The sequence below is a fragment of the Exiguobacterium sp. s131 genome (genome assembly GCF_018617345.1).
GTDB classification, from domain to species: Bacteria; Bacillota; Bacilli; order Exiguobacteriales; family Exiguobacteriaceae; genus Exiguobacterium; species Exiguobacterium profundum.
This window is the reverse complement of record NZ_JACSJX010000001.1, coordinates 203,877-227,837: the sequence shown is the minus strand read 5'-3', so window position 1 is coordinate 227,837 and position 23,961 is coordinate 203,877. Positions and strand designations below refer to the sequence as shown.

The 23,961-nt window shown below is 48.7% G+C and carries 24 protein-coding genes; 2 read left to right on the top strand and 22 right to left on the bottom strand.

All coding sequences use genetic code 11. The features are described from left to right. Positions 1 to 12: 12 nt before the first annotated feature. The 7 genes from KNO69_RS01280 to rho all read right to left on the bottom strand — a co-directional run bounded on the left by KNO69_RS01280 (position 13) and on the right by rho (position 6,717). On the bottom strand, positions 13 to 1,023 hold the full coding sequence (locus KNO69_RS01280) for an L-threonylcarbamoyladenylate synthase (protein ID WP_214815442.1): 1,011 nt from the start codon (positions 1,021 to 1,023) through the stop codon (positions 13 to 15). Beyond that, on the bottom strand, positions 1,004 to 1,864 hold the full coding sequence (gene prmC, locus KNO69_RS01275; RefSeq protein WP_483297351.1) for a peptide chain release factor N(5)-glutamine methyltransferase: 861 nt from the start codon (positions 1,862 to 1,864) through the stop codon (positions 1,004 to 1,006). The genes KNO69_RS01280 and prmC overlap by 20 nt, the downstream gene beginning before the upstream one ends. Next, positions 1,861 to 2,931 (bottom strand): peptide chain release factor 1, encoded by a 1,071-nt coding sequence (gene prfA / locus KNO69_RS01270; protein ID WP_074035701.1) that lies wholly within the window; start codon positions 2,929 to 2,931, stop codon positions 1,861 to 1,863. The genes prmC and prfA overlap by 4 nt, the downstream gene beginning before the upstream one ends. 82 nt (positions 2,932 to 3,013) lie before the next feature. Beyond that, positions 3,014 to 3,625 carry a thymidine kinase gene (locus KNO69_RS01265; RefSeq protein WP_074035700.1) on the bottom strand — a complete coding sequence of 204 codons (612 nt, stop codon included), beginning with the start codon at positions 3,623 to 3,625 and terminating at the stop codon, positions 3,014 to 3,016. A gap of 106 nt (positions 3,626 to 3,731) precedes the next feature. Further along, positions 3,732 to 4,955, bottom strand: a complete 1,224-nt coding sequence (locus KNO69_RS01260) for a cation:proton antiporter (protein ID WP_012727386.1) — start codon at positions 4,953 to 4,955, stop codon at positions 3,732 to 3,734. A 99-nt stretch (positions 4,956 to 5,054) separates the two neighbouring features. Further along, complete coding sequence (locus tag KNO69_RS01255; protein ID WP_012727387.1) at positions 5,055 to 5,297, bottom strand: type B 50S ribosomal protein L31; 243 nt, start codon at positions 5,295 to 5,297, stop codon at positions 5,055 to 5,057. Positions 5,298 to 5,379: 82 nt separating this feature from the next. Beyond that, the gene (gene rho, locus KNO69_RS01250) at positions 5,380 to 6,717 is read right to left on the bottom strand and encodes a transcription termination factor Rho (protein WP_012727388.1); all 1,338 of its coding nucleotides are present in this window, start codon (positions 6,715 to 6,717) and stop codon (positions 5,380 to 5,382) included. A gap of 382 nt (positions 6,718 to 7,099) precedes the next feature. On the opposite strand from rho, the gene KNO69_RS01245 reads away from it, so the two are divergent. Further along, positions 7,100 to 7,795 carry a C40 family peptidase gene (locus KNO69_RS01245; RefSeq protein ID WP_159562984.1) on the top strand — a complete coding sequence of 232 codons (696 nt, stop codon included), beginning with the start codon at positions 7,100 to 7,102 and terminating at the stop codon, positions 7,793 to 7,795. Positions 7,796 to 7,834: 39 nt separating this feature from the next. On the opposite strand, the gene KNO69_RS01240 is transcribed toward KNO69_RS01245, so the two are convergent. The 10 genes from KNO69_RS01240 to KNO69_RS01195 all read right to left on the bottom strand — a co-directional run bounded on the left by KNO69_RS01240 (position 7,835) and on the right by KNO69_RS01195 (position 17,139). After that, entirely contained in the window at positions 7,835 to 8,605 is a 771-nt protein-coding gene (locus KNO69_RS01240) for an ABC transporter permease (RefSeq protein WP_214686011.1), read from the bottom strand. Then, positions 8,595 to 9,521 carry an ATP-binding cassette domain-containing protein gene (locus KNO69_RS01235; protein ID WP_214730230.1) on the bottom strand — a complete coding sequence of 309 codons (927 nt, stop codon included), beginning with the start codon at positions 9,519 to 9,521 and terminating at the stop codon, positions 8,595 to 8,597. Before KNO69_RS01235 ends, KNO69_RS01240 begins: the two co-directional genes overlap by 11 nt. 87 nt (positions 9,522 to 9,608) lie before the next feature. Further along, entirely contained in the window at positions 9,609 to 10,580 is a 972-nt protein-coding gene (glpX, locus tag KNO69_RS01230) for a class II fructose-bisphosphatase (protein ID WP_031422214.1), read from the bottom strand. Between the two features lie 14 nt (positions 10,581 to 10,594). Further along, positions 10,595 to 11,851 carry a UDP-N-acetylglucosamine 1-carboxyvinyltransferase gene (murA, locus tag KNO69_RS01225; protein ID WP_214815440.1) on the bottom strand — a complete coding sequence of 419 codons (1,257 nt, stop codon included), beginning with the start codon at positions 11,849 to 11,851 and terminating at the stop codon, positions 10,595 to 10,597. Positions 11,852 to 11,878: 27 nt separating this feature from the next. Continuing rightward, complete coding sequence (gene fsa, locus KNO69_RS01220) at positions 11,879 to 12,529, bottom strand: fructose-6-phosphate aldolase (RefSeq protein WP_012727394.1); 651 nt, start codon at positions 12,527 to 12,529, stop codon at positions 11,879 to 11,881. 74 nt (positions 12,530 to 12,603) lie between these two features. Beyond that, complete coding sequence (locus KNO69_RS01215; protein WP_078147678.1) at positions 12,604 to 13,434, bottom strand: hypothetical protein; 831 nt, start codon at positions 13,432 to 13,434, stop codon at positions 12,604 to 12,606. A 95-nt stretch (positions 13,435 to 13,529) separates the two neighbouring features. Then, the gene (fba, locus tag KNO69_RS01210; RefSeq protein WP_078147679.1) at positions 13,530 to 14,384 is read right to left on the bottom strand and encodes a class II fructose-1,6-bisphosphate aldolase; all 855 of its coding nucleotides are present in this window, start codon (positions 14,382 to 14,384) and stop codon (positions 13,530 to 13,532) included. A 161-nt stretch (positions 14,385 to 14,545) separates the two neighbouring features. Next, positions 14,546 to 14,905: a response regulator gene (locus tag KNO69_RS01205; protein ID WP_012727396.1), complete on the bottom strand. Its 360-nt coding sequence runs from the start codon at positions 14,903 to 14,905 to the stop codon at positions 14,546 to 14,548. Between the two features lie 91 nt (positions 14,906 to 14,996). Then, complete coding sequence (locus KNO69_RS01200; RefSeq protein WP_078147681.1) at positions 14,997 to 15,356, bottom strand: YxeA family protein; 360 nt, start codon at positions 15,354 to 15,356, stop codon at positions 14,997 to 14,999. Between the two features lie 124 nt (positions 15,357 to 15,480). Beyond that, complete coding sequence (locus tag KNO69_RS01195) at positions 15,481 to 17,139, bottom strand: glycerol-3-phosphate dehydrogenase/oxidase (protein WP_078147682.1); 1,659 nt, start codon at positions 17,137 to 17,139, stop codon at positions 15,481 to 15,483. Positions 17,140 to 17,400: 261 nt separating this feature from the next. On the opposite strand from KNO69_RS01195, the gene KNO69_RS01190 reads away from it, so the two are divergent. Beyond that, positions 17,401 to 18,516 carry an NADH-dependent flavin oxidoreductase gene (locus KNO69_RS01190; protein ID WP_078147683.1) on the top strand — a complete coding sequence of 372 codons (1,116 nt, stop codon included), beginning with the start codon at positions 17,401 to 17,403 and terminating at the stop codon, positions 18,514 to 18,516. A 38-nt stretch (positions 18,517 to 18,554) separates the two neighbouring features. Here KNO69_RS01190 and KNO69_RS01185 read toward each other — a convergent pair whose 3' ends face one another. The 5 genes from KNO69_RS01185 to rpoE form a co-directional block, all read right to left on the bottom strand. After that, a complete protein-coding gene (locus KNO69_RS01185; protein ID WP_214815438.1) occupies positions 18,555 to 19,886 on the bottom strand; it encodes a polysaccharide deacetylase family protein in 1,332 nt (443 codons plus the stop codon). Positions 19,887 to 20,000: 114 nt separating this feature from the next. Continuing rightward, complete coding sequence (locus KNO69_RS01180; RefSeq protein ID WP_214815436.1) at positions 20,001 to 20,549, bottom strand: GNAT family N-acetyltransferase; 549 nt, start codon at positions 20,547 to 20,549, stop codon at positions 20,001 to 20,003. A gap of 31 nt (positions 20,550 to 20,580) precedes the next feature. Beyond that, positions 20,581 to 21,423 carry a TVP38/TMEM64 family protein gene (locus KNO69_RS01175; RefSeq protein WP_214758134.1) on the bottom strand — a complete coding sequence of 281 codons (843 nt, stop codon included), beginning with the start codon at positions 21,421 to 21,423 and terminating at the stop codon, positions 20,581 to 20,583. Positions 21,424 to 21,560: 137 nt separating this feature from the next. Continuing rightward, positions 21,561 to 23,156 carry a CTP synthase gene (locus tag KNO69_RS01170; protein WP_214810886.1) on the bottom strand — a complete coding sequence of 532 codons (1,596 nt, stop codon included), beginning with the start codon at positions 23,154 to 23,156 and terminating at the stop codon, positions 21,561 to 21,563. 248 nt (positions 23,157 to 23,404) lie between these two features. Continuing rightward, entirely contained in the window at positions 23,405 to 23,884 is a 480-nt protein-coding gene (rpoE, locus tag KNO69_RS01165; protein ID WP_012727404.1) for a DNA-directed RNA polymerase subunit delta, read from the bottom strand. Positions 23,885 to 23,961 lie beyond the last annotated feature (77 nt).

Here is a 23,961-nt window from a genome sequence, read left to right as displayed (position 1 = left end):
TCCTCTATGTCTTTAGGCATCTTTCGTCGGGTGCACGATCTTTCCGCCCGCTGCTTTGTATAGACGGTTATAGACGGCAAGTGCGACTCCGACCGGTTCAATCGTGTTCACATAAATCTCATCCACGTCTGTTTCATCAAATCGACGAAGCGCGTCGTATAAACGTTGCGCCGCCACTTCCATCGAGGTCCCAAGTGAATACGTGACCTCAGCCGGTGTCGGGTTCTCGTCGAAGACGAGTGCACCGATTCGCACCCCCGCTTGCTTCCGCTCCTCGATGACACGTTCTAAATCTTTGCGTGTGCCATCGACTAAAAAAACAGGTGCCGTTGGGGCATAGTGCGTGTACTTCATTCCCGGCGATCGTGGTGTGGCTTCATCGTTACTCAAATTGGCATCTAAGGCGACCGGTCCAATGACAGCTTCCATTTCTTCTCGCGTCACACCACCTGGTCGTAAAATCGTTACCGTGTCCCCCGTACAATCCACAACGGTTGACTCGACTCCGATTCCGGTAGGACCCCCATCCACGATTCCTGCGATTCGTCCGTTCAAATCATCCGCGACATGTTGAGCAGTTGTCGGCGAAGGTCGTCCGGAACGATTCGCACTCGGAGCCGCAAGCCCTAACCCTGACTTGCGAATCAACTCGAGTGCTGCCGGATGATTCGGCATCCGGAGTCCGATGGAATCGAGGCCCGCGGTCACGAGCGAAGAGGCTCGTCCGTTTGAAGGCAAGATGATCGTCAAAGCGCCTGGCCAAAACGCATCCATTAAGCGTTTGGCAACAGGAGGAATCGAATCGACAAACAAACTCGTTTGGTCGATTGAAGCGATATGGACGATGAGCGGGTTATCCGACGGACGACCTTTTGCCTCAAAAATCTTTCGAATTGCCACATCGTTCATGGCATCTCCCGCAAGACCATAGACGGTTTCTGTCGGCATGGCGATGATTTCACCCGCTTGAAGAACACGTACCCCCTCTTCAATCTCATTCGAATTAATCCATTTCGTTTCCATACGCAATCCCTTCCCTTACGGCATAGACGATACGGTCCTTGCCGTTTATATCTTTTAAAATACCCGTTTCTGCTTCAGGATAACGTTCAGACAGTAATGATTTCACATCTTGTCCTTGGTTATACCCGATTTCAAACGCAATCAAATGCCAATCGGCACGTAAGACGCGCACCGATTCCAATATTAATTGCCGATACATGTCGAGCCCATCCTTCCCTCCGAAGAGCGCAAGGTGCGGTTCGTAGCCGACGACCGTCTCATCTAACAGCTCATCGGCCTCGATGTAAGGCGGATTTGAGACGAGAACGCGAATCGAGTGGTCCGCAATCGGTGCGAGCCCGTCTCCTTCATAAAACCGTACAGTTGCGCTAAGTGTGGCTGCATTTCGTTTAGCGACTTCAATCGCCTCACGCGAAATATCGACCGTCTGTACACGTACGCCGAGCTCGAGGCTCAAGGTAATCGCAATGGCCCCGCTTCCTGTCCCGACATCGACAATCTCATCATCCTTGATGTGACGAAGTTGCCCAAGTACCCAGTCGATCAACTCTTCCGTTTCTGGTCTCGGAATCAACACATCCCGGTTCACTTCAAACGAGCGCCCGTAAAACGGAGCATGTCCAATCACGTGCTGTACCGGTTCTCCGATCAATAAACGCTCGATTCCCGTCTCGAACCGTGTCGCTTCATCTGAAGACAATTCATCCGACAAACGAACGAGGAGACCGGTGCGATCGACTTGCAACACATGCATGAGCCACCATTCGGCAGCCGCACGGTCGCGCCCAGCTTCAACTAGTCGTTCTTCCGTCTGCTTAAGTAGCGCGGCAATCCGCATCATTCCGCTTCCTCCATGAGACGCGCCTGTTCGTCCATGATGAGTGCGTCGATAATGTCTTCGAGTTCACCTGCTAGGACACGGTCCAACTTTTGAAGGGTCAAGCCGATCCGATGATCTGTGACACGACTTTGTGGGAAGTTGTATGTGCGGATCCGCTCGGAACGGTCACCTGTTCCGACAGCCGATTTTCGTTGCGCAGACAACTCTTCCATATGTTCGCTTTGCATTTTGTCATACAGGCGTGCTCGAAGGACCTTCATCGCCTTATCCTTGTTTTTATGCTGCGACTTCTCATCTTGACATGATACGACGAGCCCTGAAGGAATGTGTGTCAAACGGACAGCTGATTGCGTCGTGTTGACCGATTGTCCCCCTGGGCCAGATGAAGTGAACGTATCAACTCGTACATCTTTCATATCGATATGCACTTCGACATCCTCTGCTTCCGGAAGAACGGCAACCGTTGCTGTGGACGTATGAATTCGTCCGCCCGATTCCGTCGACGGGACTCGCTGCACACGATGGGCTCCGTTCTCAAACTTGAGCTTTGAATAGGCACCTGCCCCGTTGATCATGAACGTGACTTCTTTAAATCCACCGAGTTCGGTATAGTTCGCGTCAATGAGTTCCACTTTCCAATTTTGACGTTCAGCGAATCGCGTATACATCTTATATAAATCTCCTGCAAAGAGTGCCGCTTCGTCTCCGCCTGCTGCTCCTCGGACTTCGACGATAACGTTCTTGTCATCGTTCGGGTCTTTTGGAAGCAATAAAATCCGCAGTTTCGCTTCTAGCTCTTTGACTTCTGGCTCGAGGAGGTTCATCTCTTCTTTTGCCAATTCACGCATGTCGGCGTCGAGCGTCCGGTCTTCAAGCATCGTCTTCGCTTCCTTGAAAGCTGTACTTGTTTCTTTATACTGACGATACATCTGTACCGTCTCTTCTAGTTGTGCCTGCTCTTTCGAATATTGTCTCAACTTCGTCGAGTCACTGAGCACCTCAGGATCGGCGAGCATTTCATTCAATTGCATGTAACGATCTTCTAATACACTTAAACGGTCAAACATGATGATCCGTCCTTTCTCCGTCAAATCAAACTCTATCTATTATAGCAAAAAAACGGACCGCCGAGGGCGGTCCGTCGATTCATCAGTCTACCACCGTATGGCGGACCGGATGTGGTTTGTTCGGTACATCATGACAATGTCGGCATCGTGGTTCGTAAGACTCGGAAGCCCCGACCAAGATGACCGGGTCCTCATACCGAGCCGGTTGCCCGTCGATCAGACGTTGTGTCCGCGAAGCAGGCGCGCCGCATGACAAACAGATGGCCTGTAGTTTCGTCACGAACTCCGCGCGTGACAACAGTTCAGGCATCATCGTGAACGGTTCGCCTCGAAAGTCCATATCGAGCCCAGCGCAGATGACGCGTTTGTCTTCGTTCGCAAGTTGTTCGATGACGTCTACAATTCCTTCATCAAAGAATTGCACCTCGTCAATCGCGATAACCTGTGTTTCTTCACGAACGGCATCATACAAGTCTTGGCTTGATGCGATTGGCACGGCCACGACCGAGTTCCCTGTGTGTGAGACGACGTTCTCTTCATGATACCGGTCGTCGATTGCTGGTTTGAATACTTGGACCGGAATCTTTCCATAATGAGCACGGCGGACTCGGCGAATCAATTCCTCCGACTTCCCCGAAAACATACTCCCACAAATCACTTCAATCCAACCATATCGGTTCGTCACATGCATCATTGTTCTTCGCCCTCTCCATCGATAATCGCTTCCCGATTATACCTATCTTTCGAGTTGAGGAAAAGGGTTGACTTCTCCTAAATACTGATTGAAAGAACTCCGTCCTTTATTCATCAGCGTTCGCCTCTTTTTGTTCATCGATTAATTTCAATTTTCGCGCGAGCGGTCGAATCGTGAGACCGTGCAGTGTAACGGAAATGAAGACGAGACCGAGTGTGAGCGGCAACATTTGCTTCGCATCGTCAATCCCAAGATGCGCGACTTCTTCAGCAAAGAATCCCGCGACCGTCATCGCGACAATCCCGCGTGGGGCAATCCAACCAATGAACCCTCGTTCCGCTAGCGGCAAACCTCCACCGATGGTCGACAAGTAAATCGCAACTGGGCGAACCAAGAACAGGATGCCCGCAATCGTCAAGAGAAGCGGCCATTGGAAAATATTCAACAGCTCTGCCCGAGACAGGGAAGCCGTCAACAAGATGAAGACAGACGAGATGAGCAAGATTGAAATATCCTCTTTGAATGATTGCAGTTCTTCGATGATTTCTTCATCCCGATGTTTCGTATTGGCCATCGTCATCCCCATCGCCGTCACGGCGAGCAGCCCGACTTCATGCATCATAAGCTCACTGAGTGAGAATAAGATGAGGACAGCCGTCAACGTAACCGAGGCACGGAGGTAGCGAGGTACTTTTTCTGCCACAAACCATCCCATCAAGAGATGGCCGAACAAGTAACCGAGTCCAATCCCTACAATACAGGCACCTGCAAAGAGGAGTTGCATCCATAAATCCATACCTTCATATACGATGTATCCAAGTCGAACGACGAAGAGCCCGAGTAATGCTCCAACAGGGTCGACAATGATGCCTTCCCATTTTAAAATCGCTCCGACTCGATCTTTCAAGTGTGCCTGACGCAACAACGGAATGACGACAGTCGGACCCGTCACGACGAAGAGCGCCCCCATCGTCCAGGCGACGACCCAATGTAACCCTCCTACATATTGAATGAGTAGCGACATCCCGACAAATGAGAGCGCGACTCCAATCGTGACAATCCGGACGATCGATCTCCGGAACTGATTGATTTCGCTAAAGTGAAGCCCAAGACTTCCTTCGAATAAGATGATGGCGACCGCAAACGAAATGATCGGACTATATAAATCCCCTAATAATTCACGCGGATCGAACAGCCCGAGGATCGGACCCGCCAATACTCCAGCGAGCGTCATAATGATGATTGCCGGGATTTGATAACGCCATGCCAACCATTGAGACATGATGCCGACCCCGATCAACAAGCTAATACTAATGAGTATAAATTCCATAACGGCCCCCTCACGACATACTTTCGTCTCTTTACCCGTGTCGATGCAACAAAAAACCGCCAAGGGCAATCCCTAGGCGGTGAGCATACAACTTTACGATTAACGTTGGTATTTCTTGTTGAAGCGCTCGATACGACCATCTGCAGATGCGAATTTCTGGCGACCTGTGTAGAACGGGTGCGAATCAGAAGATACATCGACACGGATGAGTGGGTACTCGTTTCCATCTTCCATCGTGATTGTCTCGTTAGAGTAACGAGTTGAACCAGTGATGAATTTGAATTCTGTCGTCGAGTCCATGAATACGACTTTACGGTATTCTGGGTGGATTCCTTGTTTCATTGCTTTTCAACTCCTTCGGCCCTAAGTATTCTTTCAACCTAGAGAAAGTTCACTAGAATATAATATCACCCTACTATAGGTTTTACAAGTCTGTTTTCGTTTTTTTCACCGGTCGTCTTTTTTTCTTATCTGCCTCTAGCGCAGCAAAAAAGTCGAGGTTTGTTTTCGTCTCACGGACACGGCGTAAGAACTGTTCGACGAAGTCTGGAGACTCGTTCATTGTACGACGAATCGTCCAGAGCGAATCGAGTTCGTCCTTCCCTAGTAACAACTCTTCTTTCCGTGTTCCCGAGCGACGAATGTCGATTGCAGGGAAGATCCGGCGCTCTGCCAATTTCCGGTCCAGATGCAGTTCCATGTTCCCTGTTCCTTTGAACTCTTCATAGATGACGTCGTCCATTCGCGATCCGGTATCGACGAGCGCTGTCGCGAGGATAGTCAAGCTACCTCCATCCTCGATATTCCGTGCCGCTCCGAAGAACTTTTTCGGTTTGTGGAACGCCGCCGGGTCAATCCCCCCCGAGAGTGTCCGTCCGCTTGGTGGAACAGACAGGTTGTACGCACGCGTCAAGCGTGTGATGGAATCGAGTAGGATGACCACGTCTTTCTTATGTTCCACGAGACGCATCGCGCGTTCGAGAACGAGTTCTGAAATACGCGCATGGTTTTCCGGTGTCTCGTCAAAAGTCGAGAACGCCACGTCTGCGTCCGGTACAGAACGTTGAATATCCGTCACTTCCTCCGGTCGTTCATCGATTAGAAGAATGATTAATTCGACGTTCGGATGATTCGTCGTGATCGAGTTGGCAATTTCTTTTAAAAGCGACGTTTTCCCCGCTTTTGGTGGTGCCACAATCAACCCGCGTTGGCCAAACCCGACTGGTGCGATCATATCCATGACACGAACCGAAAGATGGGTCGGCTCTGTCTCGAGCACCATCTGTTGTTCTGGATAAATCGGTGTCAATGCCGGGAAATAATCACGCGAACGCGTCGAGTCCGTCGACTCTCCGTTGACCGCTTCAACACTCAACAAACCTTGGAACCGTTCATTCTCTTTCGGTTTACGGACCTTTCCTGTGACAAGGTCCCCGTTTCGAAGATTAAAGCGACGAATTTGCGATGCAGCGATATAGATGTCTTCGGAAGATTGAGAATAGTTGATTGGTCGGAGGAATCCAAATCCGCCATCATTTTGAGACTGAGGATTCGGTGGGATGATCTCTAAAATACCTTCGAGGAAGTATAAATCTTTTGATTCAGCCTGTGATTTCAAAATACGAAACATGAGCTCACGCTTCCGTGCTTCTCGAAAGTTCGGTACTTTGACTTCTTTGGCAATTTCATATAATTCTTTCAACGTCTTCGTTTCAAGCTCACGAAGTGTATAGTTCTTTGTCGGTTCTGTCTGTTGACTCATTCAAGTCACCTATCTTTCTACATTTCATTACAAGAAGCATTCAACTTGATTCATTTGTTCTGCCATCATCTAACCACATTTTGCCCGTGCCGTCACCGTGCAAAAATCACCTTTTGTTCAATCGTTTCCCTCTTGTACAAATCCTTACACAGTAAAAGATCGTTTTGTAACAAAATAAGTGCTATATCCACATATTGTTTCATTTTTGTTACAAGAAAACACTTTTTTGACTTGCGATTGAAAAATGCTATCGGTCTTGCGCATGATATAGTTTATTTGCACAGGAAACCGGGTATATGCCGCAACTTGTGCTCTACCATTAAAAATTACTCGATTTGTCATATACGAATGTCTTGATTTTAAAAACGGAGGGATTTATACAATGTTAAAGCGTATCGCATCAATCGTCGTCGCTGCCACTGTCGCTTTCTCGGGTCTTATGTTCTCAACAGGTGAACAAGCAGAAGCCGCTACCGGTACATTTGCTTACTCGAAAGTAAACGGTTTGAACATCCGTACTGCCCCGTCACTTACATCATCGAAAGTCGTCGCGAAAATGGATAAAGGTCAACGCTATACATACCTTGGTAAATCCGGTTCGTTCTATAAAATCAACTACAAAGGCACACACCGTTACATCTCAGCTTCTTCAACGTACACATACTTGAAAGCGAACACGTCGACATCAACAACGGTTTCAACGTCATCTTCTAGCAAACGTTCGAAACTCGTCGCTGAATCGAAGAAATATCTCGGAACACCGTATCGCTATGGTGGAACAACAACTTCAGGTTTTGACTGCTCAGGATATACTGGACACGTGTACAAGAAAGCAATCGGAAAAACACTTCCACGTTCTTCACGTCAGCAATACTCAAGCGCGAAGAAAATCTCGAAGTCATCGATCCAAGCAGGCGATCTCGTCTTCTTCTCACATTCAGGCGGAACGATTCAACACGTCGGAATGGCACTTAGCAAAACACAAATGATCAACTCAGAAACAGGCGGCGTTAAATACGCGAGCTTCACTTCTGGATACTGGGCACCACGCTATGTAGGCGCTGGATCATATCTCTAATACAATATCACGACTCGGTTCATCGGAACCGAGTCGTTTTTATTTTTGCTTCAATGCCCCTCTCGCGTTCGTTGCCGCAAAGACGATCATGAGTACACTCATCGTACCCGCGACTGCGAGCCCTGCAGATAAAGCACCCCAGTCAATCTCCGGTTGCGTCAGAACCGCTCGCATCCCTTCGAAAATATACGTGGTTGGATTGAACGTCGCCGCCACTTTCAACCATTCGGCTTCAATCAATTCTTTCGGAACGAACGTCGTCGACAGGAAAATTAAAGGAAAGAACAACAACGTCCCTGCCTGTGCCGCTTGTGCATTTCGTGTCTTCAAGGCGACACCTACTGAATATCCTGCGAAACCAAGTCCAAATCCAATCGCGAGCAGTACTGTGAAGAAGAAACCGATTGCCCCGACTGGAATCGTGAGACCTAGGAGAAACGCGACAGCAAAAATAAGTAGCGTTTGGACGAGTAACTGCAACATCCCCGCAATCATCGGTCCGAGCACAATCGCCGTACGGGTCGCCGGTGTCAACAAGAGCCTTGCGAAATAGCCACTCTCAATATCTCGGACAAGTGCCTGACCCGTGCCTCCCGCTCCCCCGACTGCACCTGAAACAATGGATACGGGTAAGATGAAATTCAAATAGTCGCTCCCTTCGAACTGAGGCAACGAGGCCACGCTCGACAAGCCACTCGTATACACAAGTAAAAAGAATACAGAAATGATCAAGTTCGGGATGAATGAAAACGGATTTCGAATAGTCGTCAGCAAACTCCGTTTCGTGAATAGCCATGTCTCAGTCCACACGGATCTCGCCTCCTTCATACGATTCGCCTGTCACTTTCAAGAATACATCATCGAGCGATGGTTGCTTGACAGTCAATCGTTCAGGCTGCAACCCTTGTTCATCCAAGGAACGAATAATCTCAGTCAACGTCATGTCACGTAACTCAAACGATACATGTGTGCCATTCGAAGATGTATGACATCGCGTCGCGGCAAGGGTAGCTTCAGATTCTGTAGCGAAGTCCATCGAAATCGTCTCTTCACCGACGAGCTGTTTCAATTCCTCGGCCGTTCCTTCACTCACAATCTTCCCGTGATTGATGATTGCAATCCGGTCAGCCAACTCATCTGCTTCCTCTAAGTATTGGGTCGTTAAAAAAATCGTCGTCCCGAATTCCTCGTTCAATCGGCGTACTTCATTCCAAATTTCGATTCGGCTCGCCGGATCGAGTCCGGTCGTCGGTTCGTCTAAAAACAAGACCGTCGGACGATGGACGAGTGTGAGAGCCAAGTCGAGACGTCGTCGCATCCCACCGGAATAGGTACCACTCCGGCGATCGGCCGCATCCGTCAGTGAAACGACTTCGAGTAACTCATCGGCTCGACGTTGCGCCTCTTCATTCGACATCTTAAACAAACGCCCTTGTAAGACAAGGAGCTCTCGTCCCGTCAACACTTTATCGATTCCTGTTTCTTGTAAGGCAACTCCAATCGATAATCGGACATCTTTTTCTTGTTTAACGACATCGAATCCATTGACACGTGCCGCTCCAGATGTCGGTCTCACGAGTGTCGTCAACATTTGCACCGTCGTCGATTTACCCGCACCGTTCGGACCTAAAAACGCAAAGATTTCTCCTTCTTTCACGAAAAATGACACGTCATCGACAGCTGGAACGTCCTTGAATGTTTTGACGAGTCCTTCAACCTGAATCATCACACCCACCTCCTGACTATCCATTCCCATTTTCTGACGCTTTCACCACAAAAAAGTCGTGGACGTTTTCACATCCACGACTTCTGATCATTCTGGTTTCATGACCATTTTTGGTTTTTTCTTAAGTGAGTGGTTCCCTTCGACGAAACGAACGGTACCGGACTTGGCACGCATGACGACCGAATGGGTCTGTCCGCCTTGTGACGTGAATTGGACTCCACGTAACAGCTCACCATCTGTGACGCCGGTCGCCGCAAAAATACAATCTTCACCTTTCACCAAATCATTGAGGAGGAGGATTCGATCCGTATCTTCGATTCCCATGTCATGGCAACGTTGTTTCTGCGCTTCATCTTCCGGGAGCAAACGCCCTTGGAAGTCTCCACCTAAACACTTCATTGCGACTGCAGCGATGACACCTTCTGGCGCCCCGCCTGAACCGAGCAACAAATCGACACCCGTTTTCGGGAAAGCGGTGTTGATGGCCGCGGCGACGTCCCCGTCTGGAATCAATTTGATTCGCGCACCGGTCGCGCGGACACGTTGAATGGTTTCTTCGTGACGATCCCGATGTAAAATCGTGACGACGACATCTTCCACGTTTTTCTTCTTCGCTTTCGCCACGATTTCGATGTTCTCTTCAATCGAATTGTCGAGACTCACGAGTCCCGCCGCTTCCGGTCCGACTGCGATTTTGTCCATATACATGTCTGGAGCATGAAGGAGATCGCCTGCATCCGCGACCGCGAGAACCGCAAGGGCTCCCCACGTCCCTGTCGCTACGATGTTCGTTCCTTCTAACGGGTCGACGGCGACATCGAGACGAGAGCCGTAGCCATTCCCGACTTTTTCTCCGATGTATAACATCGGGGCTTCATCCATCTCCCCTTCGCCGATGACGACAATCCCTTTCATCGGAATCGTGTCAAATACGTCGCGCATGGCGGTCGTTGCCGCATCATCCGCTTCGACTTTCAATCCTCGTCCCATCCAACGGGCTGAAGCAAGCGCCGCCGCTTCTGTCACCCGAACCAGTTCCATCGATAAACTTCGTTCCACCCGAAATCTCCCCTTTATACCTCGGTATGTTCCTCCACCCAAACGAGCGCACCGAGTTGTTTTAATTTGCCGACAAAGTCGACATACGAATCATTCAGTCGTTCTGCATGCAGTAGCGTCGATTCTCCAGATGCTTGGAGCGCCGACAGTACCAGGGCCGCAGCACTCCGTGCATCGGTACATTCCATCTCTGCGTTCGCCAGTTGATTCCCGCCACGAATGACAGCCGACGCATCTTCCAAAGTGATTTGCGCATTCATCCGCCGCATCTCGGCGATGTGTCGGAATCGTTGCGCATACAATTTATCCGTAACGACACTCGTTCCATCCGCTTTTAGTAAGGCTGCCGTCATCACCGGTTGCAAGTCGCTCGGATACCCCGAGTAATGGAACACACGAATGTCTGTTGGCATGAATTGGTTCGCCGTCACGGTAATTGACTCTTCACCGACCTCGACGTCCGCTCCGAAGTCCAACAGTTTTTGGATGACTCCTTCCAGATGTGTCGGAATGACCGGTTGAACGGTCACGTGACCAGATACGGCACCGAACATCATGAATGTTCCGGCCTCGAGACGATCCGGAATCAGTGTGTGCGTACAACCGTGGAGTCGCTCTACCCCTTTGATTCGAATCTCATCCGTTCCGGCCCCACTCACATGTGCCCCCATCGATGTGAGCATCGTTGCCACATCAACGACTTCCGGGTCGCAGGCCGCGTTTTCGATGACTGTCGTCCCTGTCGCTAAAACAGCCGCAAGCATCGCACTCACGGTTGCCCCAAACGACCGCAAGTCCAAGTAAATTCGATTCCCGACAAGTTCATCGACCCGGACATGATAGAGACCTGATTCATTCTCGACGTGAATGCCGAGACGTTCCAACGCTTTCAAATGTAAATCAATCGGCCGTGGACCAATCGCATATCCTCCAGGTAACCCAACCGCCCCTTTTCCGAAGCGAGCCGCGAAGACCCCGAGTAAATAGACAGCGGCACGGACTTTACGCGTCTCAGAACCGAGGAGAGGCATGGCGACTGCTTCATTCGAATGAATCGTCATTCGTTCGCCATCCCGCTCTACTCGTACCCCTAGCTCTTTCAACAAATTGACCATCACTTCCACATCTTCAATCATCGGAACGTTTTCAATCGTTACCGACTCCTCCGTGAGAAGTGCAGCCACAAGGCAAGGGAGAGCGCTCTGTTTCGCTCCGCTAATCTCGACGGTTCCTTCTAGTTTTTGCTGCCCAACGATATGGAGAATTTCCACGCTGATCAAAACCTTTCTACGACGGACTTATTTGGATTGAGCGTTGTTCCAATCCGCTAAGAACTGCTCAATACCTTTGTCTGTGAGCGGATGTTTCATCATCTGTTCGATGACTTTGTAAGGGACTGTCGCAATGTCAGCCCCGAGAAGTGCAGCTTTTGTCACGTGAACCGGGTGACGCACAGATGCTGCGATGATTTCTGTCTCGATGCCATGGATTGCAAAGATGTTCGCAATAGTTTCCACTAAATCGAGCCCATCTTGTCCGATGTCATCCAAGCGTCCGATGAATGGAGAAACGTATGATGCTCCGGCGCGTGCCGCAAGTAACGCTTGGTTGGCGTTAAAGATGAGTGTGACATTCGTCTTGATCCCAAGCTCCTTGAACTGTTTTACCGCTTCCATCCCCGCTGGTGTCATCGGTACCTTTACCGTAATATTCGGCGCGATGGCGGCAAGTTCCTTTCCTTCTTCCACCATACCCGGCGCATCAAGTGCAATAACTTCGGCGCTGACCGAGAGATCCCCGACGATCTCACAGATTTCACGAAGTCTTGTATGGAAATCGACACCTTCTTTGGCGACGAGCGATGGATTCGTCGTCACGCCTCCAATGACGCCCATTTGATGAGCTTTTTTAATGTCTTCCACATTTGCTGTGTCAATGAAAAAACGCATATGTGTCTCCTCCTTAATTTGTGATCGCTTACAATCTCTATTATGAGGAAAGTCATGTCGAATTGCTATACCCTTTACGTCAACGATGCGATTGCAAGCATCGATCCTACGACAAGGCCAATCCCAGCGAGCGTCCCGAAAAATGACCATTTCATAATTTTACTTTGCTTCACATAGTATGCTTGGTGTGGTCCTTCTTTCAAACGTTCCAATCCGTGGGTTTCAATCCAATTCGTTGCTGCCGTCTGCTCATCTGCCACAAGGTCGCCGGTGTAGACAAATGGAACGATTTCTTCCGGACGACTCAACCGTTCAAATCGCTCACGTCGTGTCGAGATATTCGCACCAATCCAATACAATTCTTTTGGTGTGTAAAATAGCGGAATTCCCTGCTCATGGAAAGATTTTATCCATTGATCAAAGGCAACCAGATCACGTTGATCGAACAAGATTTCCATGGCATCATCTTTTGTCATAATCGATAGCATCGGAGTGTACTCTACCGTAGGCCGACCAATCCGAACCGTCGGAGACGGCTGTGTCTTTCGGACAATCGCCGGGAAGAAGACGATTTGTCGAATCGCTGAGATTGGAAATGATTGCTCGACCGACTCGCCCGGTTCATGCCGATACGTCACACCCTCGATGCTCGTTGCGGTCATTTCGTATCTAGAGTGATTCCGTTCTTTCCAAAATAAACGACGGAATGTGTTCGTAAACCAATACACCCCAAACCCACCGATGGCGACTAAGACTAACAATGGAATAAGCCAAGGTACCGGATAATAATAAATTAAAATGAGTGGGGCGGCGGCTAATGCTAAAGAAAGACCAATCAACACGACTGCTCCATATACATAAAAGATTCGCCAAAACAATTCTGTCGGTCGCTCGTTATAAATCACAAAGACTCCCCCCTTTTTTCACCATATATGTATACGTTCCCTAAATCATCAAAAAAAGGCTGACTCTACAAAAGAGTCAGCCTTTCAGGACAGGATTAAGCTTGGTTGCTTGAACCAAACTCACGCATCTTGCCAGTAACGACGTTATAAATCGCTTCGATACCAGGTCCGATAATTTTACGTGGGTCATATACTTTTGCATCAGCAGCAATTTTCTCACGTACCGCACGAGTCCATTCTTGTTGGCACTCAGTGTTGACGTTGATTTTGCTGTGGCCGAGCTCGATTGCTTTTTTGATTTGGTGCTCAGGAATACCTGATCCGCCGTGAAGAACGAGTGGAGTTTGTGTCGCGTTTGCGATTTCTTCCATCTCTTTGAAGCCAAGTTTCGGCTCGCCTTGGTATTCACCGTGTACAGAACCGAGTGCTGCAGCAAGTGCATCCACTTTCGCTTCTTTGACAACACGTACACACTCATCGAGGTCAGCGTATTGTACGCCACCGATAACGCCGTCTTCTTCGCCGCCAACTGTACCGACTTCTGCCTCAACAGAAGCACCCTTAGCGTGCGCGTACTCGACAACTTGTTTCGTCATTTCGATGTTTTCATCGATCGGGTGGTGTGAACCGTCGATCATGACTGACGTGAAACCAGCGTCGATCGCTGCTTTACACTTATCGAATGAAGAACCGTGGTCAAGGTGGATTGCAACTGGAACAGTGATGTTGTAGTCGTGCATAAGACCTTCAACCATTTTGACAACTGTCGTGAAGCCACCCATGTACTTCGCTGCACCTTCTGATACACCGAGGATTACTGGTGATTTCTCGTCTTCCGCAGCGCGAAGAATCGCTTGCGTCCACTCGAGGTTGTTGATGTTGAATTGGCCGACTGCATACTTGCCTTCGAATGCTTTGTTAAGCATTTCTGTCATTGATACTAATGGCATAATGACATCCTCCTGTCTGTTCGCTATTATACACGTTTGGGAAAAGTTCCCCCGTGCAATTCGTTCCCATTATAACACACCGTAAAACATGTGCCTATGATATTCGGGCATAGAAATGGCTTAGCGCAAGCGTTTACATATGTCATCTTGGTGACGAAACGTCAAATTTTCAAGACTTCTTTCACTTTTTCAATCATTCCATAAATATCAAACGGTTTCTCAAATTGTGCTGTGATTCCGAGACGGCGCACTTCTTCAATCACCGCTTCCTCCCCAAACGCCGTCATGATCATGACAGGTGTGTCTAACGGTTTCTCGCGCATGCGACGTAATACTTCGTGTCCAAACATACGAGGCATATTCATATCGAGCAATACCAAATCATATTGCTCCCGCTCTAAAAATTCCCAGGCGCTGATGCCGTCTTGCGCCGTGTCCACGTCTACACCCATGTTCGTGAACACTTGCGCGAGCATCGTACGAATTCCGTCCTGGTCATCTGCTATTAACATCCGTGACATGCATGTCCCTTCTTTCATTCATCGTTTACCATATTCAAACAATTTAACCTTACCAAACTCATCTCTTTTTCGCGACGTCTATCTTTTGAAATCAAGGGAACGATGGCTCGGAATTGTCTTCTTCCTGTTCTTCCTTCAACTGTTCAGGTACGTCTAGGACATTCACCTGCTCGTAGTCGGTCACTTCCGCATCTTCTTCTTTCACGAATACCCGCAGATAGTTTCCTTCCGGTAACAACCCCGAAGTGGCAATCGACAGAGGACGTTTTTTTCCATCCTCGTCGTATCCGATGAGATCATAGCGATAACCGGATGAAGTTTGTGTCGCCACTTCTGCACTTGGGACTTTGACATAATAAACATCGGCCAATAATCGATTGGGATCGACATAACGCCACCCTACTACTAATAGAATGCCAATCAATAGGATGGCAACGAGATTTCGTTTCATAAAAAGTTCTCCCTCAATCTAAGAATCACTACTTATGAGGTATACCGTTATTCCGAATCGACGAAACCATGCCACAAAAAAGGTTCATCCTGTTTAGAATGAACCTTTCCTTCGATACAGTGCATTACGATTCGACAGTCACAGGCACAACTGCGATTTCAATCTCCTTCTCGACCTCTTCACGCTCTTCTTTCAAACGCTCATCCGACCATTTGAAGACGTCGGCCATGCAGCGAAGGACACCGTCTTTGTGTTGACGTACGAAATCGATATCAAAGAACATCGCTCCGGTCCGACGAATCAAGAAGTCGATGGCACGAACGACCGATTCTTCTTCAATGCCATAAATCAACTGTGCATAGACGACCTCTGGCAAGTCATACGCGTTCGAGTCCATCCGCTCGATGACGCGGTCAATATTCGAACCGTATAGACGGACGAGTTCTTCCGCGTGCCCCGCGTCGAGACCGTGATTTTGAAGTTCTTTCGTTTTCTTCTCAAGGAAGTCTTTGAATCCTTTCGAACCGCCGACGTGACCACCTGACATCGGCATATGCTTCGTCCGGCTCGCCAAGTAAACGACGCCTTCTTCTTCTTTCAACAATTTGGCGACGAGGTCGACGACTGTTTCTGACATCTTCCGATATCCTGTCAATTTACCGCCGGCAATCGTGATCAAGCCGCTGTCTGACTGCCAAATTTCGTCCTTACGTGAAATTTCAGAAGGGTCCTTTCCTTCCTCATAGATCAACGGACGAATACCCGCCCAGCTCGATTCCACATCGTCTGCTGTGACATGGACGTCCGGGAACATATAATGGATCGCATCCAAAATATAATCGCGGTCCTCTGTCGTCATGCGTGGATGCGCTTTGTTTTTATCGAAGAACGTATCCGTCGTTCCGACATATGCTTTGTTTCCGCGTGGAATGGCAAAGACCATGCGCCCGTCTGGTGTGTCGAAATAAATTGCCTGTTTGAGTGGGAATTTCGATTGATCGATGACGAGGTGAATTCCCTTCGTCAAACGAAGCTGTTTGCCTTTTTTCGAGTTGTCTTCTTCCCGTAACTCATCGACCCATGGACCAGTCGCATTGATGATTTTTTTCGCATAGACGTCATATGTCGACCCATCGATTTGGTCTTCGACGTGTACACCGGCTACTTTGCCGTTCTCATAAATCAGTCCGGTCACTTTCGCATAGTTCATGAGAAGCGCACCATGATTCGCGGCCTCTTTCGCCACTTCGATTGTCAATCGTGCATCATCCGTCCGATACTCGACGTAGTATCCACCACCGACTAAGTCATCTTTTTTGACGAGCGGTGCTTTTTTGATGACTTCATTCGGTTTGAGCATCATGCGCCGTTCTGCCCGTTTGACGCCTGCAAGGAAGTCATACACCATGAGTCCGATTGAAGTTGAGAAGGGACCAAACGTGCCTCCCTTGTGCATCGGTAACAGCATCTGTTCCGGTGTCGTGACATGAGGACCGTTCTCATACACGATGGCACGCTCTTTCCCGACTTCTGCGACAAGCGCCACTTCAAATTGTTTCAAATAGCGGAGTCCCCCGTGAACAAGTTTCGTCGAACGGCTTGACGTCCCGGCCGCAAAGTCTTGCATTTCGAGAACCGCTGTCTTCATCCCACGCGACGACGCATCGAGCGCAATCCCCGCTCCGGTAATCCCTCCACCGACAACAAGAACGTCATGACGTTCGCTTGTCAGTTGTTCGTATCGTTTCGCTCGTTCTTTCGCTGAGAAATTTCTGATTTCCATCTTATTCCCTCCTATAGTAAGTACGGTTCAATGAATAGAAAAAGAGACCACAACAAAAACAAGGCTTCCCCCTTCTGTTGTGGTCTCTCTATTGTCTCGAACCGAATATCAACTTTTCTCCTGTATTATACCCTATTCTTTTCAGTTCAATCATCTCTTACGCTTGCGCAATCTGTAATGTGTTCATTCACAAGCATCCGACTCGCATTTTTGAGTCGAGAAGCTTAGACTTCAAGGTATCATGTTGAAGGAGGATTTCAGATGAAACGTATGTTACAACCTTTTCAGTTCAAAAATGGCGTCGAAGTACCGAACCGCCTCGTATTGGCACCGATGACACATTACTCATCAGAGCCAACGGGCGAAGTATCCGAGCATGAGCTCGCCTACTATCGGAAGCGGGCGCAAAACGTCGGGCTCGCCATCACGGCTTGCGCGTACGTGACAGAAGACGGGAAAGGATTCCCGAACGCATTCGGGGTCAATGACGACAAATTCATCCCAGGTCTCCGTCAATTGGCGGAAAGTTTAAAAGCAGAAGGCGCAAAAGCCATCCTTCAAATTTTCCACGCTGGACGGATGTCACCACCTGAACTCGTCCCGAACGAACAACCTGTCAGTGCAAGTGCCGTCGCACCGGTCCGAGAAGGTGCCGTCACACCACGTGCCCTCGAGACGTCAGAAGTCGAAGCCATCATTGAGGCGTTCGGTGAAGCGACGCGTCGGGCCATCGAAGCCGGATTTGACGGAGTTGAGATTCACGGAGCGAACACCTACTTGATTCAACAATTCTTCTCACCGCATTCAAATCGCCGTGAAGATCGCTTCGGCGGTGATGTCCACGGACGTTTGACGTTCCCACGCGAAGTCATTCGTCGTGTGAAAGAAGCAGCTGCAGATGCAGAAGACTTCTTAGTCGGCTATCGTTTCTCACCGGAAGAAATCGAAGAGCCAGGAATCACACTCGACGACACGGATGTGTTACTCGATATGATTTTAGAAGAGGGCGTCGATTATATTCACGCTTCTCTCTGGAACTTCAACACAGCTTCCATGCGTGACGAGAATGTCACGGAGCGTTCGATAGACCGCATCGCCAATCGAATCAATGGTGCCATCCCACTCATCGGAGTCGGGCAACTCCAACGTCCGGCCCAAGTGGAAGACGCACTCGACGTCGTCGATTTTGCCGCACTCGGTCGCGAACTGATCATCGATCCAGAATGGCTCGAAAAAGTGAAATCGGACCGCGAAGACGAGATCGAGACAGAACTCGACTTGAACAAACAAGCCGAACTCGCTGTCCCAGCTCCGCTATGGAACGCCATCACGACACGTGCCGGTTGGTTCCCAATTAAAGATCAAGAAGTGAAATAAAAAAATGAACCTGCCGTTTATCACGGCGGGTTCATTTACTATTTCAACGTCAAGAGCTCACTCATCGTCACAAACGTGTACCCTTCACGTTTCAGCGCATCGAGAACTTTCGGCAACCCTTCAGCTGTGGACTCATGAATATCATGCATCAAGACAACAGCACTTGGATGGACATTGTCCATAATCAAGCGATACATTTGATCGGCATTACGGTGACTCCAATCAAGAGAATCGACCGTCCATAGTGCAAGGGTCTGCTCCTTTGTCTGAATGATCTGTTCAATCATTTCATTTTTAGCCCCGTATGGTGGACGAACCAATGATGGGCGTTGTCCCGTAAGCCTCTCAATTCGTCCATCAACCTGTTCGAGTTCCTCTTTGACTCCCTTCTCAGACAATTGTGTCAAATCCGGGTGATGTTCAGTATGATTTGCTAGCTCATGACCTGACAACGCTACTTGTCTCGCTACATCAGGATAGAATTCCATCTGACTCCCTAACATAAAGAACGTAGCACGCGCTTGGTATTTCTCAAGCGTCTCAAGGATGTGAGGTGTCACGATTGGATGTGGTCCATCATCAAATGTCAGTGCAACATACTTCCCATTAGGTTCAAGCGACTTATTTGAGGGATTCATGATTGGAGAATCTTCTTCTTGTGTAGTGGGCGTATCTAATTTGGATAACAAAAACGGCTCAACTTCCTTCATTGGAATATGAACTTCTACCACACCTGCCGCTCCCGCTGCCACTTCATACTCGTCAAATATGACATCTAGACCAGAGGACGTCAGTATCCACTTCGTCGATTTAGGATGTTTAATCGCTTCACGTAACTGATCCTCAAATACGTATTCTTGATGTTGTAATTGTGTGTTGACGTTATGCTTGAACCATTCTAATGCATGTTGGTCATCACGTAAGACATCATCCCATTCAATGAACGTTCCGTCCGAAAGGTTCATCCGAAATACGTCGACAGTGGTTTGACCATTCGCACCACCAGTGAATGCATAAGTATGAACGACTAGCGTGTATTCACTCTGATTCGTTTGATATGTATCGGTCTGAATATTTAAATGACCCTTTTGACCGTGACTAGGGGTGAGGTTGCGTTGAAATACTTCTTTCTTTTTTAATATGAATGCATCCAGCTCCTTGTTTAGCACTTCATAATCTGTTCTCGGAAGAGAGATTGATGTCGTATATCCTTTCGCTTGTTCACTCTCTACCGTTAAATGTAAACCGGGGTATTGTCCGGTAAAGGATGGTGTCGGAACTTTTTTAATCGTCGGGGCGGCTCCGGCGATGTAATACCATGTACCCATCCCAATCAATAACATCACAATAACTAACATGTGTCGTTTCATTCTTATTCTCTCCTATTTCATTCAATCGATTCGATTGTAGCAAACTCTTCACGAATGAAATCGTCAATATGGCGACAAATATATACAAAATCATACAAAACAGGTACGTCGTCTTTAAATAGACGTCGTACCTGTTTTCATCCATTCTTCCCGTAACATACCCATCCGAATCGAATCATAGCGCTTCTCGTTCACGACACGCACTTGACGGATTCGACCTTCGAGTTGCATCCCTACTTTTTCAGCGACCCGCATCATCCGTTCATTCCCGGACCACGTCGTCAAGCCGACACGGACAACGGGTAGCGTCTCAAATAGATACTCGGTCCATAAGCGAAGGGCACGCGTCCCGACACCACGATTCCAGCGGTCGGACTGATGCAGGATGATGCCCATCTCGAGCCATTCTCGTCCGGCATCTTCGAAATAGTAAGAAACGGTCCCATATACGGTTCCATCGACCTCAATGACCCACATGTCTTTTTTTTGAATGAGCGACTGCTCGATTTGCTGAAACTCTTCGTAGGACATCGCCTTATGTTCGAAGTAAGGAGCGTCCCATTGTTTCCACTCCGGTGTTGCATCCCGGTAAATCAATTCCCATAGTCGGACTAAGTCTTGTTTTTCAATCGGTCGAATGACCACTTCTTGATCTTGTCGCATGTTGTCTTCCTCTCTATAGATCGTCCTTACCTTATTCTTGTGTCCCGTTCGAATCTCCTTTTTTTCGTTTCCGCCAAATGAACGCAAGAATCAAGACAATCACACTTGCCATGACAGAAGCGATCGCGATTGGACTCGAATCGGTCATAAACAATTGTCCGATGGAGACAGAGTAGGCAAGTCCGAACGACGTGACGAGTTTTGCCCCGAACGCGATGCCCGCAAAACGCGGGAATGGCACGCGACTAAACCCAGCAGCGAGACAGATGACCTCATCCGGCAAAATCGGAATGATGAACAACACGAGCAATACACCAAGACCGTATCGATCGACATATCGATCGTATGTCTTCAGTTTCTCTTCATCGACCCAACGAATCATGCGTCCTCGGCCAAACCGGGCCAACCCATACATAACAAAGATGCCAAGCGTAGTCGAGATGCTTCCGACTAAAGCCGCACGAAACGGTCCGAGCGCGACACTCCCAATCGGCACACTGACCGCTTCCGGGACCGGCAAGGCAATCGGTTGTAAAAAGCTAAATGCCGAAAACACCCAGACCGCCTGTCGTTCATATTGTGCTAATAGACGATCCAACCCGTATGTGTCATAAAGGACGAGTCCGAACGAGACATAATAGACGAGAACGAAAATTAAGAAGAGCGAGAACGTGATCTTCCACATCTGCTTTAGGATGACGTTCGAGCCGTGCCGAATCGCCCGCAGCAACCCGACCGAAAGAGCGAGTAAGACAATGCCCGTCCAACCGAGCTGGTACGGCAGTAAGAGAGAAGGCAAGACGACGAACGGCAACAGACTGAGCGCGACAAGCCCCAATCCATATCCAAGATAAATCGAATGTCGTTCTTTCATGAGCCATCACCCTCTCCCCGTTCTACTTCTAGTGTACCCAGAAAGTGAAGGGGATGTATCCTGCCGAGGGCACCTTCCCTCTCATGCTTTTGACGTAGAAAAGCCACGATCCGGAATGGACCGTGGCTTTCAATCACTTATTCTCCAAGTGACGCTTGGATGAAGTCATGGAATAGACGTTGTGGACGTTCTGGACGCGAAATCAATTCCGGGTGGAACTGTGATGCCACGAACCACTTGTGTTCTGGAATCTCAATGATTTCTACGAGACGACCGTCCGGGCTCGTACCTGAGAACTTGAAGCCTTCTGCTTCAAACGCTTCACGGTACTCGTTGTTGAACTCATAACGGTGACGATGACGTTCGTAAACGAGCTCTTGATTGTATGCGGCATGCGCGTTCGTCCCTTTTTCGAGTTTACATGGATAGAGTCCGAGACGAAGTGTGCCGCCAAGGTCTTCGATGTCCTTTTGCTCTGGAAGAAGGTCGATGATTGGATACGGTGTCGATGGATCGATTTCAGCCGTATGGGCACCGTCCAACTTCAAGACGTTACGGGCAAACTCGACCGTCGCGAGTTGCATCCCGAGACAGATTCCGAAGAATGGCACGTTGTTTTCACGAGCAAAACGTGTCGCTTCAATCTTCCCTTCGATTCCACGCTCACCGAACCCACCTGGAACGAGGATTCCGTCCGCATCGCCGAGGATGTCTGAGACGTTTTCAGCCGTCACGTCTTCTGCGTTGACCCAGTCGATGTCGATATCCGCGTTGAACGCATAACCCGCATGTTTGAGTGCTTCCGCGACCGAGATATAGGCATCACGCAATTCGACATATTTCCCGACGAGTGCGATTTTCACTTTCTTCTCAAGGTGTGTGACCGTGTGGACGAGTTCTTTCCAAGCCGTCATGTCAGCAGCCGGTGAATTGAAACCGAAGTAGTCGTTGACGAGTTGGTCCATTCCTTGTTTTTGAAGGTTGAGCGGTACTTCGTAAAGTGTCGATGCGTCTTGCGCCTCGATGACCGCTTCTTTGCGTGTATCACAGAAGAGGGCGATTTTTTCACGCATGTCTTCCGGGATGTCATGCTCCGTACGAAGGACAATGATATCCGGTTGAATTCCGTAGCTGCGAAGCTCTTTGACACTGTGTTGTGTCGGTTTTGTCTTCATCTCACCTGCGGCACGAAGGTAAGGGACGAGTGTACAGTGGACGTACATGACGTTCTCTTTCCCAATGTCATTCTTCACTTGGCGAATCGCTTCGATGAACGGAAGGGACTCGATATCCCCGACTGTTCCACCAATCTCTGTGATGACGACATCGGCGTTCGTCTCGCGTCCTGCACGGAAGACACGGTCTTTGATTTCGTTCGTGATATGCGGAATGACCTGAACCGTCCCACCGTTATAGTCTCCACGACGCTCTTTCTTCAAGACAGTTGAATAAATGCGCCCTGATGTGACGTTCGCGTTTTGCGACAAGTTGATGTCGATAAAGCGCTCATAGTGTCCGAGGTCAAGGTCAGTCTCAGCGCCATCATCTGTGACGAATACTTCTCCGTGTTGATACGGGCTCATCGTACCTGGGTCAATGTTGATGTATGGGTCAAACTTCTGAATCGTGACGTTGAGTCCTCGATTTTTGAGTAGACGCGCGAGCGAAGCTGCCGTGATCCCTTTACCGAGCGAAGATACTACCCCGCCTGTTACGAAAATGTACTTTGTCATGTTTCTTTCTCCTCTCTTGAATACCAACCATCGGGAAACGAAAAAACAAAAAAAGCAAAAGTGCCCCCGAAAATGGAGGACACTTTTGCTGCATCGTTACGTGCTAAACTAGCCCATGACTAATTTACGCCAGAGACGATGCAGTCGTCAAGATATTATTTTTTCTTTTTTTTCAAGTCGATGAGCACGACTAAAAAAGAAAAAGAGACACGCCTAGCCGGGCGCAATGCCCGGCTTTTTGCGGTCTCTTATAAATCATCCTCGTCTTCGAGATCGAGGTCGTCGTCCAAGTCGTCATCCTTGAAGTCATCAAGGCCTTCTACTTTTTCTTCTTCGTCCTCATCATCGAATTCAGATGAATCGTAATCTTCAACTTTTGCGAATACATCCAAGTCATCTTCGATATCGACGATGCCTTCGTCTGCTTCTTCGAACTCTTCTTCGAATTCGTCAAGCTCACCACGTTGACGTGCTTCGATAACGAGATCTTCATCCGACTTATCGAATGGGTACCAAACGCGAAGCGCCCAACGGTTTGCTCCTAAGTTGACGAACAACCCGTCGATGTTCAAATCGGTGTAAAGTTGTGCGATTTTCTCGAGTTCTTCCTCTTCACTCGCAAACGTATAGTTTTGCTTGATTTTTTCGCGAATCTCATCAAAAGAAACAGGCTGTTCGCCAGTTTCTTGGAGAAGTTCATAAACGAAATCAATCAACGATTTATTCATTAAAGGACACTCCTTTTCCGTCACTAGTTAAACATCACTCTTCATTATAAACAAAAGCGATATAAAAAAGCTAGAAG

Bases quoted from the DNA above. Each gene is read 5' to 3' on its own strand.
- KNO69_RS01170 (WP_214810886.1), bottom strand. From the start codon at position 23,156: ATGACAAAGTACATTTTCGTAACAGGCGGGGTAGTATCTTCGCTCGGT.
- KNO69_RS01255 (WP_012727387.1), bottom strand. From the start codon at position 5,297: ATGAAACAAGGAATCCACCCAGAATACCGTAAAGTCGTATTCATGGAC.
- rho (WP_012727388.1), bottom strand. From the start codon at position 6,717: ATGAGTCAACAGACAGAACCGACAAAGAACTATACACTTCGTGAGCTT.
- fba (WP_078147679.1), bottom strand. From the start codon at position 14,384: ATGCCATTAGTATCAATGACAGAAATGCTTAACAAAGCATTCGAAGGC.
- KNO69_RS01280 (WP_214815442.1), bottom strand. From the start codon at position 1,023: ATGGAAACGAAATGGATTAATTCGAATGAGATTGAAGAGGGGGTACGT.
- KNO69_RS01205 (WP_012727396.1), bottom strand. From the start codon at position 14,905: ATGTCACGGATGTTAATAGCAGATGACCAGGACGGAATTCGTACGATG.
- KNO69_RS01265 (WP_074035700.1), bottom strand. From the start codon at position 3,625: ATGATGCATGTGACGAACCGATATGGTTGGATTGAAGTGATTTGTGGG.
- prfA (WP_074035701.1), bottom strand. From the start codon at position 2,931: ATGTTTGACCGTTTAAGTGTATTAGAAGATCGTTACATGCAATTGAAT.
- prmC (WP_483297351.1), bottom strand. From the start codon at position 1,864: ATGATGCGGATTGCCGCGCTACTTAAGCAGACGGAAGAACGACTAGTT.
- KNO69_RS01185 (WP_214815438.1), bottom strand. From the start codon at position 19,886: ATGAAACGACACATGTTAGTTATTGTGATGTTATTGATTGGGATGGGT.
- KNO69_RS01245 (WP_159562984.1), top strand. From the start codon at position 7,100: ATGTTAAAGCGTATCGCATCAATCGTCGTCGCTGCCACTGTCGCTTTC.
- KNO69_RS01195 (WP_078147682.1), bottom strand. From the start codon at position 17,139: ATGGAAATCAGAAATTTCTCAGCGAAAGAACGAGCGAAACGATACGAA.
- rpoE (WP_012727404.1), bottom strand. From the start codon at position 23,884: ATGAATAAATCGTTGATTGATTTCGTTTATGAACTTCTCCAAGAAACT.
- KNO69_RS01260 (WP_012727386.1), bottom strand. From the start codon at position 4,955: ATGGAATTTATACTCATTAGTATTAGCTTGTTGATCGGGGTCGGCATC.
- KNO69_RS01190 (WP_078147683.1), top strand. From the start codon at position 17,401: ATGAAACGTATGTTACAACCTTTTCAGTTCAAAAATGGCGTCGAAGTA.
- KNO69_RS01200 (WP_078147681.1), bottom strand. From the start codon at position 15,356: ATGAAACGAAATCTCGTTGCCATCCTATTGATTGGCATTCTATTAGTA.
- KNO69_RS01180 (WP_214815436.1), bottom strand. From the start codon at position 20,549: ATGCGACAAGATCAAGAAGTGGTCATTCGACCGATTGAAAAACAAGAC.
- fsa (WP_012727394.1), bottom strand. From the start codon at position 12,529: ATGCGTTTTTTCATTGACACAGCAAATGTGGAAGACATTAAAAAAGCT.
- KNO69_RS01235 (WP_214730230.1), bottom strand. From the start codon at position 9,521: ATGATTCAGGTTGAAGGACTCGTCAAAACATTCAAGGACGTTCCAGCT.
- KNO69_RS01175 (WP_214758134.1), bottom strand. From the start codon at position 21,423: ATGAAAGAACGACATTCGATTTATCTTGGATATGGATTGGGGCTTGTC.